The sequence below is a fragment of the Gemella sp. 27098_8_92 genome, from assembly GCF_041433685.1.
Taxonomy (GTDB): Bacteria; Bacillota; Bacilli; order Staphylococcales; family Gemellaceae; genus Gemella.
In genome coordinates this window covers 154,766-173,795 of record NZ_JAPWBZ010000001.1, presented here as the reverse complement: position 1 = coordinate 173,795, position 19,030 = coordinate 154,766, and the positions used below count along the sequence as shown (strand labels likewise).

Annotated in this window: 16 protein-coding genes and 1 other RNA gene; all 17 read left to right on the top strand. The window is 29.8% G+C overall.

Annotated features, from left to right (window positions below; translation table 11 throughout):
• The first annotated feature begins 119 nt into the window (after window positions 1-119).
• The 17 genes from O3802_RS00970 to comGB all read left to right on the top strand — a co-directional run bounded on the left by O3802_RS00970 (window position 120) and on the right by comGB (window position 19,029).
• Entirely contained in the window at window positions 120-929 is an 810-nt protein-coding gene (locus O3802_RS00970) for a TlyA family RNA methyltransferase (RefSeq protein ID WP_371457904.1), read from the top strand.
• Window positions 930-940: 11 nt separating this feature from the next.
• The gene (recN, locus tag O3802_RS00965; protein ID WP_371457903.1) at window positions 941-2,641 is read left to right on the top strand and encodes a DNA repair protein RecN; all 1,701 of its coding nucleotides are present in this window, start codon (window positions 941-943) and stop codon (window positions 2,639-2,641) included.
• A 25-nt stretch (window positions 2,642-2,666) separates the two neighbouring features.
• Entirely contained in the window at window positions 2,667-3,548 is an 882-nt protein-coding gene (rsgA, locus tag O3802_RS00960; RefSeq protein ID WP_276747959.1) for a ribosome small subunit-dependent GTPase A, read from the top strand.
• 2 nt (window positions 3,549-3,550) lie between these two features.
• Window positions 3,551-4,195 carry a ribulose-phosphate 3-epimerase gene (gene rpe, locus O3802_RS00955; protein ID WP_371457902.1) on the top strand — a complete coding sequence of 215 codons (645 nt, stop codon included), beginning with the start codon at window positions 3,551-3,553 and terminating at the stop codon, window positions 4,193-4,195.
• Window positions 4,195-4,830 carry a thiamine diphosphokinase gene (locus O3802_RS00950; RefSeq protein ID WP_371457901.1) on the top strand — a complete coding sequence of 212 codons (636 nt, stop codon included), beginning with the start codon at window positions 4,195-4,197 and terminating at the stop codon, window positions 4,828-4,830. Before rpe ends, O3802_RS00950 begins: the two co-directional genes overlap by 1 nt.
• Before the next feature lie 16 nt (window positions 4,831-4,846).
• Window positions 4,847-5,692: a sulfite exporter TauE/SafE family protein gene (locus tag O3802_RS00945; protein WP_111743227.1), complete on the top strand. Its 846-nt coding sequence runs from the start codon at window positions 4,847-4,849 to the stop codon at window positions 5,690-5,692.
• 1 nt (window position 5,693) lies between these two features.
• Window positions 5,694-6,047 carry a DUF1634 domain-containing protein gene (locus tag O3802_RS00940; protein WP_371457900.1) on the top strand — a complete coding sequence of 118 codons (354 nt, stop codon included), beginning with the start codon at window positions 5,694-5,696 and terminating at the stop codon, window positions 6,045-6,047.
• A gap of 172 nt (window positions 6,048-6,219) precedes the next feature.
• Entirely contained in the window at window positions 6,220-7,602 is a 1,383-nt protein-coding gene (locus tag O3802_RS00935) for a cytochrome ubiquinol oxidase subunit I (RefSeq protein WP_371457899.1), read from the top strand.
• 1 nt (window position 7,603) lies between these two features.
• On the top strand, window positions 7,604-8,632 hold the full coding sequence (cydB, locus tag O3802_RS00930) for a cytochrome d ubiquinol oxidase subunit II (RefSeq protein WP_371457898.1): 1,029 nt from the start codon (window positions 7,604-7,606) through the stop codon (window positions 8,630-8,632).
• A 3-nt stretch (window positions 8,633-8,635) separates the two neighbouring features.
• The gene (gene cydD, locus O3802_RS00925) at window positions 8,636-10,351 is read left to right on the top strand and encodes a thiol reductant ABC exporter subunit CydD (RefSeq protein ID WP_371457897.1); all 1,716 of its coding nucleotides are present in this window, start codon (window positions 8,636-8,638) and stop codon (window positions 10,349-10,351) included.
• Window positions 10,341-12,080, top strand: a complete 1,740-nt coding sequence (gene cydC, locus O3802_RS00920; RefSeq protein ID WP_371457896.1) for a thiol reductant ABC exporter subunit CydC — start codon at window positions 10,341-10,343, stop codon at window positions 12,078-12,080. Before cydD ends, cydC begins: the two co-directional genes overlap by 11 nt.
• A gap of 212 nt (window positions 12,081-12,292) precedes the next feature.
• Window positions 12,293-15,118, top strand: coding sequence for an excinuclease ABC subunit UvrA (uvrA, locus tag O3802_RS00915; protein ID WP_371457895.1), 2,826 nt, complete (start codon window positions 12,293-12,295; stop codon window positions 15,116-15,118).
• Between the two features lie 181 nt (window positions 15,119-15,299).
• Window positions 15,300-15,482, top strand: a non-coding RNA gene (gene ssrS / locus O3802_RS00910) — 6S RNA.
• A 75-nt stretch (window positions 15,483-15,557) separates the two neighbouring features.
• Entirely contained in the window at window positions 15,558-16,325 is a 768-nt protein-coding gene (locus O3802_RS00905) for a tRNA threonylcarbamoyladenosine dehydratase (protein WP_371457894.1), read from the top strand.
• 210 nt (window positions 16,326-16,535) lie between these two features.
• Window positions 16,536-16,898, top strand: a complete 363-nt coding sequence (locus O3802_RS00900) for a helix-turn-helix domain-containing protein (RefSeq protein WP_040461382.1) — start codon at window positions 16,536-16,538, stop codon at window positions 16,896-16,898.
• 141 nt (window positions 16,899-17,039) lie between these two features.
• Window positions 17,040-18,008, top strand: coding sequence for a competence type IV pilus ATPase ComGA (gene comGA, locus O3802_RS00895; protein WP_371457893.1), 969 nt, complete (start codon window positions 17,040-17,042; stop codon window positions 18,006-18,008).
• Entirely contained in the window at window positions 17,983-19,029 is a 1,047-nt protein-coding gene (gene comGB, locus O3802_RS00890) for a competence type IV pilus assembly protein ComGB (RefSeq protein ID WP_371457892.1), read from the top strand. Before comGA ends, comGB begins: the two co-directional genes overlap by 26 nt.
• The last annotated feature ends 1 nt before the right edge of the window (window position 19,030 follow it).

The following is a 19,030-nucleotide window of genomic DNA, read 5'->3' as shown; positions in this document are numbered from 1 at the left end:
TTTTTATGAAAACATCTTAACTCATAGATAAAAAATCATTAATATGATAAAATTAAGTAGATAAAGAGATTGAGCTAAGAAATATAAGCTTGATAGTTAGATAATTTAAAGAGGTAATTATGGCAAAAGAAAGAGCGGATGTCCTTTGTGTTAGTCAAGGATTATTTGAGTCAAGAGAAAAAGCTAAACGTGCTATTATGGCAGGTATAGTTTATAATGAAAATATAAGGATAGATAAGGCTGGAGAAAAAGTAGATTCTACTGCTGAGCTTAGAATAAAAGGGAAACAAATGCCTTATGTTAGCCGTGGAGGCTTGAAATTAGAAAAAGCAATTAATGAACTAGGTTTTTCAGTAAAAGATAAAGTAATGATAGATATAGGTTCTTCAACAGGGGGATTTACTGATTGTGCTTTACAAAATGGTGCTAAATTTGTTTATGCTTTAGATGTTGGAACTAATCAATTAGTTTGGAAATTACGTAATGATGAGCGTGTAAAAGTGATGGAACAAACTAACTTTAGACATTCTGTCAAAGAAGATTTTGATGTGTATGAGATTGATATAGCATCGATAGATGTTTCATTTATTTCGTTATCACTGATTTTACCAAATCTCTCAGAGATTATAAAAGATGGGGGAGAGGTTTGTGCTTTAGTAAAACCTCAGTTTGAAGCTGGGAGAGACAAAGTAGGAAAAGGCGGTATAGTTCGCGATAAAAAAGTCCAACTTGAAGTTGTAGAAAAAGTGTTACTACTGGCTAATAGTGTTGGCTTTAGTATGACAAATCTATCATATTCTCCAATAACAGGTGGAGAGGGGAATATCGAATTTTTAATGTTATTAAAATATAACGCTACAAGAGAAATAGAAAACAAAGTTATTAATATTGAACATATAGTAAATAATGCTCATAATCATTTTAAATAGGAGGACAATAGGTGTTAATACAGTTAAATATAAAACAGTTTGGAATAATAGAAAGTGCTACTATCGAACTTAAAAATGGTTTGACTGTTTTGAGTGGTGAGACTGGAGCAGGTAAATCAATGATATTAGCAGCTATATCACAACTTTCAGGACAAAGAACATCTACTTCTTATATAAGATATGGGGAAGAAAAAGCAAGTGTTGAGGGAGTTTTTGATTTTCCGAAAAACAAAGAGGTCATTACTATATTTAAAGATCTTGATTTAGATTTAGAAGATGAAGTAATAATAATTCGACGTGATATTTACAGTAGTGGGAAAAGCGTTTGTCGTATAAATGGAACAATAGTTAATTTATCAACATTAAAAAAAGTAGCTGTATATTTATTGGATATGCATGAGCAACATGATAATCAAATTCTTTTAGTAGAAAAAAATCATCTTAATTTAATTGATTCTTTTAACAAGGAAGAAATAAAAAAAGTTCGAACGGAGTATAAAGAAAAATATAAAGAATATAAAGTAGTCACAGAGAAAATAGAAAATTTAAAACAACAGGAGAGTGATATACTTCAAAAAGTTGATTTTCTAAAATTTCAATATCAAGAACTTACACAGATGAAGTTGAAAAAAGATGAAGATATTTCTCTAGAAAAAGATATAGATTATCTAGAAAATTTTGAAAAGGTCAATACATTAGCTTATAGCATAACTGATGGAATCGATGGAGAATATGGAATTTTATCAAAACTTGCAGAGATAAAATCAAATTTAGGCGAATTAAGTAGATATAATAGTAATTTTGAAGAAAAATACGAGGAAATAACAAATCTTTATTATATTTTAGATGACTTAAAATATGAAGTGTCTAGCTACACAGATGATATTGAATATGATGAAGAAAAATTAGATCGTTTAATATTTAGAATGGATAAAATAAAAAACCTTGAGAAGAAATACTCACGTTCATTAAACGACTTAATAATTTTCAGAGAAGAAATTAAAGAAGAATTAGAAGAGTTAGAAAATTATGAAGAAAACTATGATAAATATATAGTAGAGCAAAAGAATATATTGGCTGAGTTAAAATCTTTAGGAGATAAATTAACAACTATACGTAAAAAAACTGCTCAAAAACTAGAGAGTCTTATTCAAGAAGAATTGAAGTTCCTGTACATGGATAAAAGCACAATAAAAGTAGACTTTAAAGATAAAGAATACGCAAGTGATGGAAAAGATGATGTAAGAATCTTAATTAGTGCTAACCTTGGGGAACCATTAAAATCATTATCGAAAGTGGCTTCTGGTGGAGAATTATCTAGAGTTATGTTAGCTTTAAAAATTATATTCTCACGCAGTATTGAAGCAACATCAATTATTTTTGATGAAATAGATACAGGAGTAAGTGGTCGTGTATCACAACGAATGGCAGAGAAAATGTATCAATTAGGTGTTGGTTCACAAGTATTATGTATATCACATTTACCACAAACAACTGCTCTTGCTGATACTAATCTGTTAATTAGTAAAGAAGTAATAGATAAACGAACACTAACATCAATTAAAGAATTAGATAGGCAACAAAAAATAGAAGAAGTTGCACGTATGATATCAGGTGATAAGATGACAAGATTATCAGAAGAGCATGCTATAGAAATGTTAAAATTAGCAGAAAAGACAAAAGAAGAAATTAAAACAAAAAAATTTCAATAACTATAAAAAGGTCAAAAGGAGGACTATGATAAAAGAAGGAAAAATTTTAAAAGCACTTAGTGGTTTTTATTATGTACAATGCCAAGATGAGTTGATAACATGCCGAGCACGTGGTAATTTTAGAAATGACAATATTACTCCACTTGTAGGAGATGATGTTAAAATTCAGATGAGCGACAATAATACAGGATATGTAGTGGAAATACTCGAAAGAAAAAATGAATTATTAAGACCTAAAGTATCTAATATAGATTACAGTATTATTATTGTTTCAGTTAAAGAACCGGATTTTTCTAGTAAGCTTTTAAATAAGTTGATATGTTTAAATGAAAATAGTCACGTTGATATTATAATTATTTTCACAAAGTTAGACTTATTATCAAAAGAAGAGTTAGACAATATAAAAACTATAATGGATTATTATAAAAAAATAGGATATATAGTTTTAAGCAATACTAAAGAAGATATAGTTAAATTAAAAAAATTAATTTCAAGAAAATATGTTGCAATTTCTGGTCAATCTGGAGCTGGGAAAAGTACACTCATAAACACATTAACAACAAATTTGGATATAGAAACTGGAGAAATATCTAAACATCTAGGGCGTGGGCGCCACACGACAAGACATATAGAGTTTTACCAAGTAGACGATTTTTATATAGCAGATACGCCAGGATTTTCGTCATTAGATATTACTTTTATAGAAAAAGAAGATATTCAATATTTATTTACAGAATTTAATAGTTATGATTGCAAGTTTAAACCTTGTAATCATATTGAGGAAGTAAAATGTGGTGTAAAAGAGGCGGTAGCCACAGGCGACGTGTTGGAAAGTCGTTATGAAGACTATAAATTATTATTTAAAGAAAAAGAAACACAGAAGAAGAAATATATAAAGGAGAAATAATTATGAAAAAAATATTACCTTCAATTTTATCAGCAGATTTTGCTAATTTGGAACGAGATGTGAAAGAATTAGAGCAAATAGGAATAGATATGTTTCATATAGATGTAATGGATGGGAATTTTGTTCCTAATATTTCTTTTGGATTTCCAATTATCGAAGCTATTCGTTCAAAAACAGATAAAATTTTTGATTGTCATCTAATGATAGCACGACCAGAAGAGTATGTAGAAAGATTCTGTAACGCAGGTTGTGATATGGTATCATTTCATATAGAAGCAACTAATCATGCTGATAGGGTAATTCAAATTATCAAAAATTCAGGGAAGAAAGCGGGGATAGTTTTAAATCCACAAACTCCAATTGAGAGTGCAAAATACCTACTACCAAAATTAGATTATGTACTGATTATGACTGTTAATCCTGGATTTGGAGGGCAAAAATTTATTCCTGAAATGTTAGAAAAAATAGAAGAATTAGCGAAAATTAGAGAAGAAAAGGGATATAGTTTTCTAATTCAAGTAGATGGTGGAGTTAATGTAGAAACATCAAAACTTTGTCGTGATAAAGGAGCAGATTTATTAGTTTGTGGTTCTTTCTTATTTGGTGCAGAAAACAAAGAAAAAACATTAGGTGAATTGTTAAGATAATGAATGAACAAAGAGAAGTAAATATTATGTTGGGGGGAGAATTCCCAACTGAAGTACCAACAATAGGGGTATGGTGCGGAGTAGATAAAGGAGCTTTATATTTAGCCGATAATGGAATAAGACCTCTATTAAGTTGTGGAGATTTTGATTCAATTTCCGAATCTGATAGAAAGAAAATAGAGAGTATATCAGAAAATTTTAAAATAAAAGAAAGTCAAGACTTAACAGATGCAGATTATGCATTAGAAGAATTGGTAAGACTTTATCCAAGTATAGAAAAAATAAATATATATGGAGCTACTGGGAAAAGGTTAGATCATTTTTTTGGTAATATTTTTCTTTTAAATAATGAGAAATATGAAAGAATTGAGCTGAGTATAATAGATGACAATAATATTATTACAATTGCTAAAAGTGAAAAAAATGTATTTCCCCCAAAAAAAGGTTATAAATATTTTTCAATTATTCCAATTTTTCAAGATACAAAAATGACTATAAAAAACTCTAAGTATGAGGCGGAGAATTTACTTTTGACACTGGATAGGCCTAATGCTACAAGTAATGAATTTTGTGAAAATAAGGATATAAAGTTAGAAGTTAGTAAAAATGTATTAGTTATATATTCAAAAGATTAGAAAGAAGAATTTAATTATGATAGAAGTAATTCAGTTTATAGTAATAGCCATTTGTGCAGGATTTCTAGGTTCTCTAGTCGGTTTAGGCGGAGGGCTTATAGTAACTCCAGCATTGACTATACTTTTTGGAATAGATATAAAATATGCTATAGGAGCAAGTATAGTAGCGGTAATTGCGACTAGTAGTGGTTCTGCTATTGCTTTTGTAAAAGACCATGTTAGCAATATGAGAGTAGGTATGTTATTAGAAATATTTACAACAGCAGGTGGTGTGATAGGAGCATTAATGGCTGGAATATTCTCATCTAAATTATTGTATATATTTTTCTCATTAATACTCTTAAACGCGTTTTATGGAATGTTAAAGAAAACGGGTTTGATTACAAAGAAAAGAGTTGAAGAAAAAGTTGAGAATGATAAATATGCAGAAAAGTATAAGTTAAATTCAAGTTATTATGACAAAGCAACTGGTAAAACTTTAGCTTATAATGTAACAAATGTACCTCAAGGTTCACTTGTAATGTTTGGGGCAGGTTTTGCTAGTGGGTTGTTAGGAATAGGAAGCGGAGCGTTCAAAGTAGTTGCGTTGGATAATTATATGAAGTTACCTATAAAAGTAAGTACTGCAACAAGTAATTTTATGATGGGGGTAACAGCAACTGCCAGTGCATTAATATATTTTTTCAATGGGACAATAAATCCCGCTATAGCAGCTCCTATTGCATTAGGTACACTTATTGGATCGAGAACAGGTGCTAAAGTAATGCAAAGATTGGATGCAAAATATATTAGATATATATTCTTACCGATACTTTTATTTACTATAATAAATATGTTTTTAAAAGGTATGGGGGTGCTGTAAAATGAAAGAGAAAAAAGATATAAATGTCGTTATTTCAAATATTTTAAGATGTGGAGTTTATATTAGCTCAGCGCTAATCTTAATAGGGATATTTTTAGGATTAGTAAAAGGAGTAGGAAGTTCTCTTACATTAGAGCGTTATGGTTTTAATCAAATGTTTAATGGATTAGTAGAGTTTGATTATTATGCATATTTAATGTTTGGAATTTTTATATTGATATTAACACCTATTTTTAGAATCTTGGGATTGCTTTTTGTTTATCTCCAAGAAAAAGATTATAATTTTGTAAGAATTTGTTTAATAGTATTAGTCATATTGATAATAAGTCTAACTTTGGGAGTTAAACATAACTAGAAATAGAAGAAATTTTCACAAATGTGAACAAAATGTGAAGAAAAAATGTTAAAATATAGTAAAACTGCTATAGTTTAACATTTTTCTTTTGCCATAAACATAACTATAGTATACAATAATTAATGTAATATTTACTTTAAATATAATTTAAAATCATAAAGGAGGTATATCTATGTTGGATTCATTATTACTTGCAAGGATACAATTCGCTGCAACAACAATATTCCATTTCTTCTTTGTTCCAATAACAATAGGAATGGTATTCTTAATTGCGATATTTGAAAGTATTTATGTTAAAACTGGAGATGAACATTACAAACGAATTACTAAATTCTTTGGACATCTATTCTTAATTAACTTCGCAGTTGGAGTTGTTACAGGTATCTTGCAGGAGTTCCAATTTGGTATGAACTGGTCAGAATATTCTTCATTCGTAGGGGATGTTTTTGGACCATCATTAGCGATAGAGGCATTACTTGCATTCTATCTTGAATCTACGTTTATCGGTATTTGGATTTTCTCTTGGGAGAAAATTAACAAAAAATTACATGCAATGTGTATTTGGTTAGTAGGTATCGGTACAGTTATGTCAGCATTTTGGATTTTATCAGCTAACTCATTTATGCAACATCCAGTAGGAGTTAAGTATGTTGAAAATAATGTTATTGGTAAAAAAGCAGAAATGATTGACTTCTTCGCAATTGTAAAAAATCCATATTTATGGAATCAATTCCCTCACGTATTAACTATGGCATTAACAGTAGGATCATTTACTATTGCAGGTATTGCAGCTTGGAAAATGTTACGTAAACATGAAGTTGCAATATTTAGAAAAGCATTTAAAGTGTCAATTATTGGTGCGCTAATTGGATCTACTGGTTTACTGTGGACAGGACATTCACAAATGCAGTATTTAGTAAGAGAGTATCCAATGAAGGTTGCTGCAGCTGAGGCGTTGTATGAAGACACAGGCAATTCGGCACCATTTTCTGTATTAGCAAAAATTGATCAAAAACAACAAAAAGCAGAGCATTATATTGAAGTTCCTAGTATGTTAAGTTTCTTAGCATATGATAAGTTTGAGGGGAGTTTGAAGGGAATGAAAACACTCCAAAAAGAAATGGATGAGAAGTATTATCCAGTATTTGGGAAGCATATTGATTATACCCCACATGTTCCAACAATTTATTACTCATTTAGAGTTATGTCTGGTTCAGCATTTATTTTATTCTTTGCAGCATTACTTGGAACAATTTTCTCATTTAAGAGAATTGAAACTAAAAAACGTTGGTTCTTAAAACTTATGCCATGGATGCTATTAGTAGCAGAGGTTGCTACTGCATGTGGTTGGGTAATGGCAGAGATGGGACGCCAACCGTTCTTAATCTTTGGGGTTATGACTACTGAAGCCGGAGTTTCACCTAATTCAGGAAGTTCAGTGTTGTTCTCGCTATTAGTTTTCTGTGTTTTATATACAATTTTGGGTATTGCACAGTTTATTGCATTTAAATATATGATGAATAAAAAAGAAACAACTGTAAAGGAGGTAGCATAGTATGGATTGGTCAGTAGCTTTACCAAATATATGGTTCTTACTTATTACAGTGTTATTTACAGGATTCTTTGTATTAGAAGGATATGATTTCGGAGTTGGAGTTCTTGCTCAAGTATTAGGTAAGACTGATGAAGATAAACGAGTTTATTTTAATACAATTGGTCCTTTCTGGGATGCCAATGAAGTTTGGTTATTAACAGGTGGTGGAGCGATGTTCGCGGCGTTTCCTATCTGGTATGGTAAATTATTCAGTGGATACTATATTGCTTTCGTTTTGATGTTAGTAGCATTAATTTTACGAGGCGTATCATTTGAATTTAGAGGTAAATTAGGTAATAATAGAACATGGATTAAATCATTCGATATAGCGATGTTTGTTGGTAGCTTACTACCTCCAATATTATGGGGAGTAGCTGTAGCTAACTTTATGACAGGGGCTAACCTTGATGAAAAGAAAAATCTAGTTGATGGTTTCTTAGGTCTATTATCTCCATTTACTATTCTTGGTGGAGTAATGATGTTACTTTTAATGTTGGTTCACGGAGCGCAATTCTTAGCACTAAAAACAACAGGTGAATTAAGAAACGCTGCTCGTGCAACATCTGCATTATTATTCCCATTTGCAGCGGTAGTAACATTAGTTTTTGCAATTTGGGCATTATTTAAAACAGATATATTCACTACAAACTATTATGTAGGACTAGTTCTTGCATTAATAGCAGTAGCACTATTTGTATTATCATTTGTCTTGAATTTCAAAGGTCGCGATCTAGGTGCTTTCTTGAGTACTTCAGGAACTCTAGCATTTTTAACTCTAAGTGTCTTTGCAGGTATGTTCCCACGTGCTATTATAAACAGTAATGATTTTAGTCAATCACTATTTATATATGATGCTGCGAGCGGAATCTATACACTAAGACTTATGACAATAGTTGCACTATTCTTATTGCCATTTGTTTTAGGTTACCAAGTTTGGTCTTATTCTATCTTTAGAAAACGACTATCAAAAGAAGATGAATTGGAGTACTAGTTAATGAGAAAGAAGGAAGAAAAATTAAAGCTTCCTGTTAAAAAAAGTTTAACATTAACTTTATTACTATTATCAATATTCGAAGCAGCTTGTATTATCATACAGGCTGCTTTTTTAGGTAAAGCAATAGTTGGCTTATTCCATAAAAATTTTGATAATGTAGCAAGGGATAGTGTTCTTTTTTTAATAGGATATATATTAAGAGTTGTGTTTTTACATTTACAACAATATTTTACAGAAAGAGAAGCATTAGAATTTGAAAAAGATTTACGTAAAAGATTGTTAGCAAGCTATTTTAACCTAGGGCCAGATTTTACAACTCGTGAAGGCTCTGGAAAATTAGTGACCCTGTCAATTGATGGAATTGGAAAAGTTAAACAATATTTTGAACTTAATGTTTCAAAGAAAATCCGTGGTGGAGTAATTCCAACGTTGGTAGTAATTTTTATTTTTTATACTGACTATGTATCAGCATTAGTTATAATTTCTGTTATTCCAGTAATAGTTGCCTTTATGATTTTATTAGGAATAAATGCTCGAGATATGGCAAATAGACAATATAAAAAATACCGTGCATTATCAAATAACTTTATTGATACAGTGCGTGGTATAGAAACGCTTAAGTTTTTAGGAATAAGTAAAAATTACTTGCCAATTATGGAAAAGAAAAATTCTGAATACCGAAAAAGTACTATGAAGACTTTAACTTTTGCCTTTCTAAACAGTTTTGCGTTAGATTTTTTAACTACAATAGCAATAGCTCTTTTAGCTGTAAGATTGGGGATATTGTTACTTGATGGAGAAACAAGTCTATTACCATCATTAACTGTTCTATTAATTTCACCAGAGTTTTTCTTGCCGATGAAACAAGCTGCGACAGATTATCATGCAACTTTGGATGGGCAGATAGCTTACGAAGATATAGAGCATATGATTAAAAAAAATAATAATATAACTAAAGAGGAAAAGGTTATAACTAATGTAGATAGTATTTTTCTTAAAGAAATTTCACTTATAAAAGATGATAAAGAAATTTTAAAAGATATCAATCTAGATATACAAAAAGGAAGTAAAATAGCCTTAGTTGGCCCAAGTGGAAGTGGAAAAACTTCGTTAATTTCAATATTATCAGGTTTTAATAAGCAGAGTTCAGGAGAAATATTTATTAACAATGAAGTTGTTTCATTAAATTCAAATTCATGGATTTCTAAAATTTCATATATTTCACAGTTTCCTTATATATTCCCGGATACTATAAAGAATAATATCTTATTTTATGAGAAGGACATAGTTAGTGAAGAAAAATTGAAGGAAGTATGTAGACTTGTTGGATTAGATACATTCATAGAGGATTTACCAAACGGATATGATACCCTTATTGGCGAGGCAGGTAACGAACTTAGTGGAGGACAGGCACAACGAATTGCAATAGCACGCGCTTTGATAAGTAATAGAGAAATTATTATATTAGATGAACCTACAAGTCACTTGGATATTGAAACGGAATTTGAAATTAAAGAAAAGTTATTACAGTTATTTGAAAATCGTACAGTAATTATTGCTACACATAGACTACATTGGCTGAATAATATGGATTATATCGTTAATTTAGAAAAAGGTATGATAGTAGATTTTGAAAGAATAGTAGATTTTAAACAAAGTTTACGATATGTTAGTTTAAAGAATAATTTAGTAGGGGGTGGCTACGATGAGAAATAATTCTATTATTAGAACAGAAATCAAAAAAAATAAAAGTATGATGGCCCTCGTAGTTATTCTAGGAATACTGTCAACAGTTAGTGGGGCGGCACTTATGTATGTGTCAGGTTTTTTAATAAGTAAGTCATCATTGAGAATAGGGAATATTCTTATGCTACAAGTCCCAACCGTATTAACAAGAACATTTTCTTTATCACAATCTACATTTGCTTATCTACAACGTTTAACAAGTCATAATTTGGTTTTAGGGATTATAGAGAAAATGCGTAGTCAAGTTTATAAAATTTTAGAACCGCATGCATTGAAATTGAAAAAAGAATATAAATCTGGAGACTTACTTGGATTAATAGCTGAAGATATTGAACATTTACAAAATATTTATTTGAAAACAATTTTTCCTAGTATAGTGTCATTAGTTCTTTATGTTATATTTGTAACACTAATGTTTGGATATGATATGAGTTATGCCATTCTAGCAACTCTGTTCGGATTATTTATAATTTTTATAGTACCTTTTGTATCACTTACATTTACACGTCGAAATTTTCAAGTAATGAAAGAGGCAAAGTATGATCTTTATAAAAATTTCACAAGTGCAATTTTCGGAATTAGCGATTGGATTTCATCAAATAGAGTGAATGACTTTATGAATGAATATCAAGAAAAAGAAACTAGACTATTAAAAAAAGAAACAAAGATTAAAATTTTTGTGCATTTTAGAGAAAACCTAGTAAACTTTATAGCAGGATTGACAGTTTTTTATATGATTTATAGTTGTTGGAATATGACCTTAAATAATTCTATAGAAAATGTATATATTGCATCGTTTTGTATGATGGCATTATCGGTTATGAGTGTTTCTGTTATAACAAGTGAATCTGTAGCCCATATCCCAGGATATGAAGTTTCGATTAGGCGTGTTAAAGACTTCTATGCTAATGAACAAGATGATGTAGATATTGATAAAGCGCTACAAAATAAAGAAGGAAATGTTATTGATATAGAAAATGTTACATTTGCTTATGAAAATGGGAAGAATGTTCTTGACAATATTTCGTTATCAATAAAAAAAGGAGAAAAAGTTGCAATATTAGGTCGTAGTGGTGTAGGAAAATCTACACTTGTTAAGCTATTGACGGGAACTTATACTGATTATACAGGAAGTATATCAGTTTTAGGCAAAGTTCCAACAGAAAAAATGTTAGGAACGAAAATTTCATTATTGAATCAAAAACCTTATCTTTTTGATATGACTATTCGTGAAAATTTAAAATTGGCGTTGCTAGATAAAAAAGAAGAAGTAACAGACGATGAGATTAACAGCAAGATTGAAGAAAGTTTAGAAAAATCTCAGCTTACTAGGTTAATTTCTGAACTTCCAGACGGAATAAATACTAATGTTTTTGAGACAGGTAGTCGTTTTTCAGGAGGAGAACGTCAGAGAATTGCTTTTGCAAGAACTCTTATTCAAAATAACGAGCTTCTTCTTCTTGATGAGCCGACAGTAGGTCTTGATCCGAAAACAGAACATGAGTTATTAAAAACAATTTTTGAAACTAACAGAGATAAAACAATAGTTTGGATAACTCACCATTTAAATTCTATAAAATACATGGATAGAATAATTTTTATTAAAGATGGAAAAGTAGAAATGAATGGAACTCACGAAGAATTATATCAAACAAATGAAAAATATCGTAAATTATATGATATGGATAATGTAGAATAATAGAAAGCAGCAGGATAAGAGACTTATCTCGAAATCTTGCTGTTTTTTATAATATAGAATAATAAAATGGGTTTAAAATATATAAAGAAAAAACAATTTAATATTATTTTAAATATTGTTTATGATATAATAATAGAGTTAGAAAATTTGTTTTAAAGTAAAAGTTATTAAATATAAAATAATAATTTCACAAAGTTTATATGAGGTGAAAAATGCAAAAAAAGAATAAAATCGTTATACAAGGAGCAAGGGAAAATAATCTAAAAAATATAGATTTAGAAATACCTAGGGATCAATTTGTTGTAATTACAGGACTAAGTGGAAGTGGAAAGAGTTCGCTTGCTTTTGATACTATTTATGCTGAAGGACAACGTCGCTATGTAGAAAGTCTTAGCGCTTATGCTCGCCAATTTTTAGGAAATATAGAAAAGCCAGATGTTGATTTGATAGAGGGGTTATCTCCTGCTATTTCAATAAATCAAAAAACAACATCAAAAAATCCTCGTTCAACGGTAGCAACGGTAACAGAAATTTACGATTATTTAAGACTTCTCTATGCACGAATTGGTGAAATTTACTGTCCAAATCATCATGTTAAGATTGAAAGTAGTTCGATAAGCCAGATTGTCGATTCAATAATGGAAATGCCTGAGAGAAGTCGAATTCAGATTGTTGCACCGATGATCAAAGAAAAAAAAGGTACCCATAAAAAATTAATAGAAAAATTAGCTAAAGAAGGGTATATTCGTTTTAAAATAGATGGTGAAAATTATGAAGTAGATGAAATTCCTGAATTAGATAAAAACAAAAAACATTCAATAAGTGTTATTATAGACAGAATTGTCATAAAAGAAGGAGTAGAAGGCCGTCTAGCAGATTCTTTAGAAACATCATTACATCTTTCTAATAATGATCTAGTAGAAATTGATGATGTTGGTAAGGGAGTGACTCACCTATATTCAACTAAATATAGTTGTAAATACTGTGATTTTACTTTAGGTGATCTAGAACCAAGAATATTTTCATTCAACAATCCTCAAGGTGCATGTCCAGCTTGTGATGGGCTAGGAATGCATGAAACAGTAGATGTTAATAAGGTTATTCTAAAAGATATGTCAATAAATGATGGGGCAATTGTAGTTTATAACACAGCAACATCGACGTATTATCCAAGTTTAGTAAAATGCGCATGTGAACATTTTGGAATTCCAATGGATATTCCATTTAAAAAACTGACACAAGAACAACAAAATATAGTCTTGTATGGAAATGATGTTGAAGAAATTAAGCATACCTACATAAATGATGAAGGTGTAAAACGTTCACGAATAATCTATTTTGAAGGTGTATGTAATAATATATTGCGTCGCTATCAAAGTGGAATGACAAAAGCAACTCGTGAAGCAATGGCAAAGTATATAAAAGAAGATGAATGTCAGAGTTGCCACGGACAAAGGTTAAAACCAGAAATATTATCAGTATATGTTGCTGGGAAAAATATTGCGGAAATTTGTGAAATGTCAATAAGAGATAGCTATGACTTCTTTGAAAATATAAAACTTAGTGAAAAAGATTATACAATAGCGAGATTAGTCTTAAAAGAGATAAAGTCAAGATTGCAATTTTTAAATGATGTTGGTTTAGATTATTTGACTTTAAATCGTGCTTCAGGAACATTATCTGGAGGGGAAGCACAAAGGATAAGGTTAGCAACCCAAATAGGTTCAAAACTTATGGGTGTTACATACATCTTAGATGAACCTTCAATAGGTCTTCATCAGCGTGATAATGAAAAATTAATTAATACAATGCTATCAATGCGTGATTTAGGTAATACGGTTTTAGTAGTAGAACATGATGAAGATACTATGCTCGCTTGTGATTATATTGTTGATATTGGACCTAAAGCTGGAGAAAATGGAGGGCAAGTAGTAGCGGTTGGGACACCAAAAGAAATTATGGAAAATAAAAATTCTATAACTGGTGCATACTTGTCTGGTCGAAAAAAAATAGAAGTTCCCAAAGAACGTCGTTCTGGAAATGGAGAGTTTATTACAATTAACAAAGCTAAAAAGAATAATTTGAAAGATGTATCGGTGAAACTACCATTAGGTAAGTTTATTGGAGTAACCGGTGTTTCAGGCAGTGGGAAGAGTACCTTAGTAAATGAGATTCTATTTAATTCTGTAAAAAGCATATTAAATAAAGAAGAGTTAGATACAGAGTATGTAAAATCAGTTAAAGGAGTAGAAGGCAATATTGATAAAATTATTGATATAGACCAAAGCCCTATTGGGAGAACACCAAGAAGTAATCCGGCTACCTATACAGGAGTATTTGATGATATACGAGATTTATATGCAAATACTAATGAAGCTAAATTACGTGGTTATAAAAAAGGACGCTTTAGCTTTAATGTAAAAGGTGGACGTTGTGAGGCATGTACAGGAGACGGTATATTAAAAATAGAAATGCACTTCTTACCGGATGTTTATGTGCCATGTGAAGTATGTAACGGCAAGAGATATAATAGAGAAACTCTTGAAGTCAAATATAAAGGTAAGAGTATCAGTGATGTTTTAGATATGACTATTAAGGAAGCCTATGAGTTTTTTGAAAATATACCAAAGATAAAAAATAAGCTAGAAACACTTGTTAATGTGGGATTAGATTATATTCGTTTAGGTCAAAGTGCAACGACTCTTTCAGGCGGAGAAGCACAAAGGGTAAAACTAGCTAGTGAGCTTTATAAAAAATCAACTGGGAAAACTTTATATATTTTAGATGAACCAACGACAGGATTACATATTGATGATATAAGTCGTCTAATTAAGATTATTAATAAGCTTGTAGATGGAGGCAATACTGTTGTAGTTATTGAACATAATCTAGATGTTATTAAGTGTTGCGATTATTTAATTGATTTAGGACCAGAAGGTGGAGTTGGAGGAGGAACTATTCTTGATGAGTGCACTCCAGAAAAATTAATTGAAAACCCGCAAAGTTACACTGGAAAGTTCTTGAAAAAGTTATTGTAAAAAAATATAAATTATAATAGAATTTAATTTTACAAATATATTTATTATGAAGATATTTTGAAAAAATTAATATCATAAATAATCCATTGTTTATTTAATAGAGCTAGAATAATAATACGATACTTGTTTATACAATTTTCTCTATTGTCTAAATATAAAAGATGTGGTAAAATATAGGTATAGAATACTAAAGCATTTGTAAGACTTACCATACATTCGGGCCTAACACTTTTTAAAAGGGAACAAGAATTTCTTATTAGTATAAAATGCTTCTCGGAGAAGACTTTAGAAGGTAAGACTATTGTACCCACCTGATTATATCAGGACCAATTTTAGTAAGAAACTACGGTGTTTTGGTTTTAGACTGGTATTAATTGCCAGTCTTTTTTAGTCTAATTATAACTAAAAATTATAAAATAAAAATTTAAAGGAATATAAAATGTTACATCAATTTTCAAGAAATGAATTAATAATCGGAACAGATGGATTAGATATATTAAAAAAGTCAAGAGTAGGTATATTAGGAATAGGTGGAGTAGGCTCATTCGCAGCAGAAGCATTAGCTCGTTCGGGTGTAGGAGCATTAGTACTTATGGATAAAGATGATATAGATATAACTAATATTAACCGTCAAATCCATGCAACGACGGTGACCGTGGGATGTAGTAAAGTTGAAGAAATGAAAAAAAGAATTTTATCTATTAATCCGAACTGTGAAGTTACTGCTATTCAGGATTTCTACACTGAAGAAACATATAAAATATTCTATGAAAAAAATTTGGATTTTGTAATAGACGCATGTGACACAATAACATATAAAATTCATCTGATGAAATACTGTTTAAGAAATAATATTAAGTTTATTAGTGTTATGGGAACAGCCAACAAGATGGACCCAACAAAGTTTCAAATAGCGGATATAAGAAAAACTACAGTGTGTCCTTTAGCAAAAGTAATAAGAATAAAATTAAAAAAAGATAAAGTAAAAGGGAAGGTTCCCGTAGTGTACTCAACGGAGAGTCCAACTGTAGCAAATAGTGTATATTTGAAAAAAATAGGCAATCAAGAGTCAGATATAAGAAAGTCTAAGATGCCGCCGGCGTCTAATGCATTTTGTCCATCTACCGCAGGATTAATTGCCGCGAATTATGTTTACACTAATTTATTAAAAAATATAAAAATATTAACTATAGAAAAATCTAATTAAAATGTTGAAACAACGCTTTCACAAGTGTTGTTTTTCTATATATTTCAGTTGACATATCATCTGTTATGGTAATTTTACTGTAAACCTTACACAGGAATTGAAAATTAGTTATTTTCATAATCATAAGAAAAGTTTTTAAAATTTATAATTTAATTTGCTTTTTTATAGAAAAGAAGGTATAATATAAGTAGATGAGAAAGGAGGATTACTTTGAAGAATAAAGGAACATTACTGGCACAAAATTTAAAGAAACTTCGAAAAATAAATAATTACTCTATGTCTACTGTAGCAGATAAATTAGATTTATCATCTCATGGTGTTTATGCTAACTGGGAATATGGTAGAAATGAGCCCAATGTAGCAACATTAGTATCTATTGCAAAGCTGTACAATGTATCGATTGATGAGCTTGTAGGTTACAAAATAGAAAAAGTGAATGACGAAGAGTTAGCGAAAACTCATTTTGAAGTAATTGATATGATAAAAGCACTAGATAGTGAGGATTGTAAATTAGTAGAAGAGGTTCTGAAAAGATTTAGGGGATATTCTTTTTCTAGACACTTGAATCTATAATAAAACTCAAATTACTTAGGCTATATGAGTTATCTGTGGTTGCGTTAAATTAATAGTTTTGATATAGACTAGGTACAAGATACTTAGTCTATATTTTTTTATCTATAAAATGGGGTGATGGTTATTGATGTAAAAAGTTTGATGACTAAAATTATAGATGATGCAATTAAAAGCAAAGCTAGTGATATACACATATATCCACATATATCAGGTAATTCCTTTATAAAACTCAGAATCAATGGTAATCTGAGTAAATATGAAAGTTACACAAATAGGGAGTTAGATGCAGTTAACTCATTACTAAAATACAACGCTGGGATAGATATTTCTCGTAATAAAGAACCACAAAGTGGACGCTTTGTTTATTCGCTATCTGAGAAAAGTTATTATTTAAGAGTATCTACTTTACCTTTGAGTGAATTATCAGAGGGTTGTGTAGTTAGGATTTTTATTGATGAGTTAGAGGATGTTGATTATAGTATTTTTGAAGAAGATAGGGAGCATATTAATTCATTAAGTAAAAAGATGTATGGATTAATATTGTTTTCAGGTCCCACAGGAAGTGGGAAATCAACATCAATGTATAAATTAGCGAGTTCACTTGCTAATATGGATAAACAAGTTATAACAGTTGAGGATCCTGTAGAGAAAAATATTGAAAATTTAATTCAAATGCAAGTAAATGAAAAAGCAGGGATTAACTATGATAATGCACTAAAATCTATTTTGAGATGTGATCCAGATGCAATGGTAATTGGAGAAATTCGAGATTTTAAAACAGCAAGTCAAGTTATTACTTCTTCATTTTCGGGGCATTTGGTTTTAAGTACAATTCATGCAGAGGATTCTGTGGGTGTTATAAATCGTTTGAAAGATTTGAATTTATCACTTGAAGATATAAAACAAACGGTCCTTTGCATCATTTCTCAAAGGTTGGTTAATTTATCAGCTGGAGGAAGAGGATTAATAACTGAAATATTAAATAAAGAAGATATTCATAACTATATAGATAATAAAAAAATAACCAACAAATCCTTAGATGAAAAATTTTTGTTAGCTTATGAGGAAGGATTCATAACACAAGATGAAAAAGAAAAATGGGGATATTAAAAAAATTTTTGATAAAGAAAATAAGGTTTATTTTATAAAACGGTTATACGAACTTATCGAACACGGTTATATGTTAGAAGATTCTTTGGAATTTCTTTTAATTCAGTATGATGTACCTGCTGTTGAGATAGAAAAGATAAAAAGCAAACTCTCTAATGGAGAAAAGTTATCTGATATTTTAGGGTATATTGGTTATTCAAAATTAATAGTTACAAAAATAAAATTTGCGGAACAGTACGGCTGCATAGAAGACATGTTACTGGAAGTTGAAACATATCTGCAAATAAAAAAAATACAAAAAGAAAAGATAATAAAAACTTTACGCTATCCACTATTTTTAACTATGACATTAATTTGCCTAATAATGGTTTTTAATGCACTAGTAATTCCACAGTTTGAAAACATCTATTCTTCATCTAATATTAAGATGGACTTTCAAACTATTATTCTTATAAAATTGTTGTATTATATTCCAAAAATTATATCTATTATTTTTGTTATCTTTATACTTAGTTCAATATATATGTTTTATATAGCTAAGTATAAGCCTATACTATTTTTAAACACTTTACTAATTATTCCTAAAGTTAAAAATTATGCAAAACTATACTTTTCGTATAGATTTGCTATGGAATTAAGCCTATTTTTAATGAGTGGATTTTCTCTAAAAACGGCGTTAGAAGTCATGATTGAAGAAAAGTATGATTATTATCTGACATACTTCTCAGAAGAAATTTTAACAAAGTTAGATTTAGGGATAACGTTTGAAGATGCCATAGGAGAAGTTAAATTTTTTGATAAGTCAATGAAAAAATTTATTATTCATGGAAAAAATAATGGATTAATCGATAAGGAATTGAAGTTGTTTAGTGAGCTGATGTTAGATACATTTTTAACATCGCTGGATAGAAGTTTAAGAAAAATTCAACCGATATTATTCGGTGTGCTAGCATTAGTGATAGTTGGATTATATATGGTTATACTTTTACCAATTTTCAACATGGCTAGCTCGTTAAAATAAA

Excerpts from the sequence above, each read along its gene's own strand:
- O3802_RS00970 (WP_371457904.1), top strand. The coding sequence starts at position 120 with ATGGCAAAAGAAAGAGCGGATGTCCTTTGTGTTAGTCAAGGATTATTT.
- rsgA (WP_276747959.1), top strand. The coding sequence starts at position 2,667 with ATGATAAAAGAAGGAAAAATTTTAAAAGCACTTAGTGGTTTTTATTAT.
- rpe (WP_371457902.1), top strand. The coding sequence starts at position 3,551 with ATGAAAAAAATATTACCTTCAATTTTATCAGCAGATTTTGCTAATTTG.
- O3802_RS00950 (WP_371457901.1), top strand. The coding sequence starts at position 4,195 with ATGAATGAACAAAGAGAAGTAAATATTATGTTGGGGGGAGAATTCCCA.
- O3802_RS00945 (WP_111743227.1), top strand. The coding sequence starts at position 4,847 with ATGATAGAAGTAATTCAGTTTATAGTAATAGCCATTTGTGCAGGATTT.
- O3802_RS00940 (WP_371457900.1), top strand. The coding sequence starts at position 5,694 with ATGAAAGAGAAAAAAGATATAAATGTCGTTATTTCAAATATTTTAAGA.
- O3802_RS00935 (WP_371457899.1), top strand. The coding sequence starts at position 6,220 with ATGTTGGATTCATTATTACTTGCAAGGATACAATTCGCTGCAACAACA.
- cydB (WP_371457898.1), top strand. The coding sequence starts at position 7,604 with ATGGATTGGTCAGTAGCTTTACCAAATATATGGTTCTTACTTATTACA.
- cydD (WP_371457897.1), top strand. The coding sequence starts at position 8,636 with ATGAGAAAGAAGGAAGAAAAATTAAAGCTTCCTGTTAAAAAAAGTTTA.
- cydC (WP_371457896.1), top strand. The coding sequence starts at position 10,341 with ATGAGAAATAATTCTATTATTAGAACAGAAATCAAAAAAAATAAAAGT.
- uvrA (WP_371457895.1), top strand. The coding sequence starts at position 12,293 with ATGCAAAAAAAGAATAAAATCGTTATACAAGGAGCAAGGGAAAATAAT.
- O3802_RS00905 (WP_371457894.1), top strand. The coding sequence starts at position 15,558 with ATGTTACATCAATTTTCAAGAAATGAATTAATAATCGGAACAGATGGA.
- comGA (WP_371457893.1), top strand. The coding sequence starts at position 17,040 with ATGACTAAAATTATAGATGATGCAATTAAAAGCAAAGCTAGTGATATA.
- comGB (WP_371457892.1), top strand. The coding sequence starts at position 17,983 with ATGAAAAAGAAAAATGGGGATATTAAAAAAATTTTTGATAAAGAAAAT.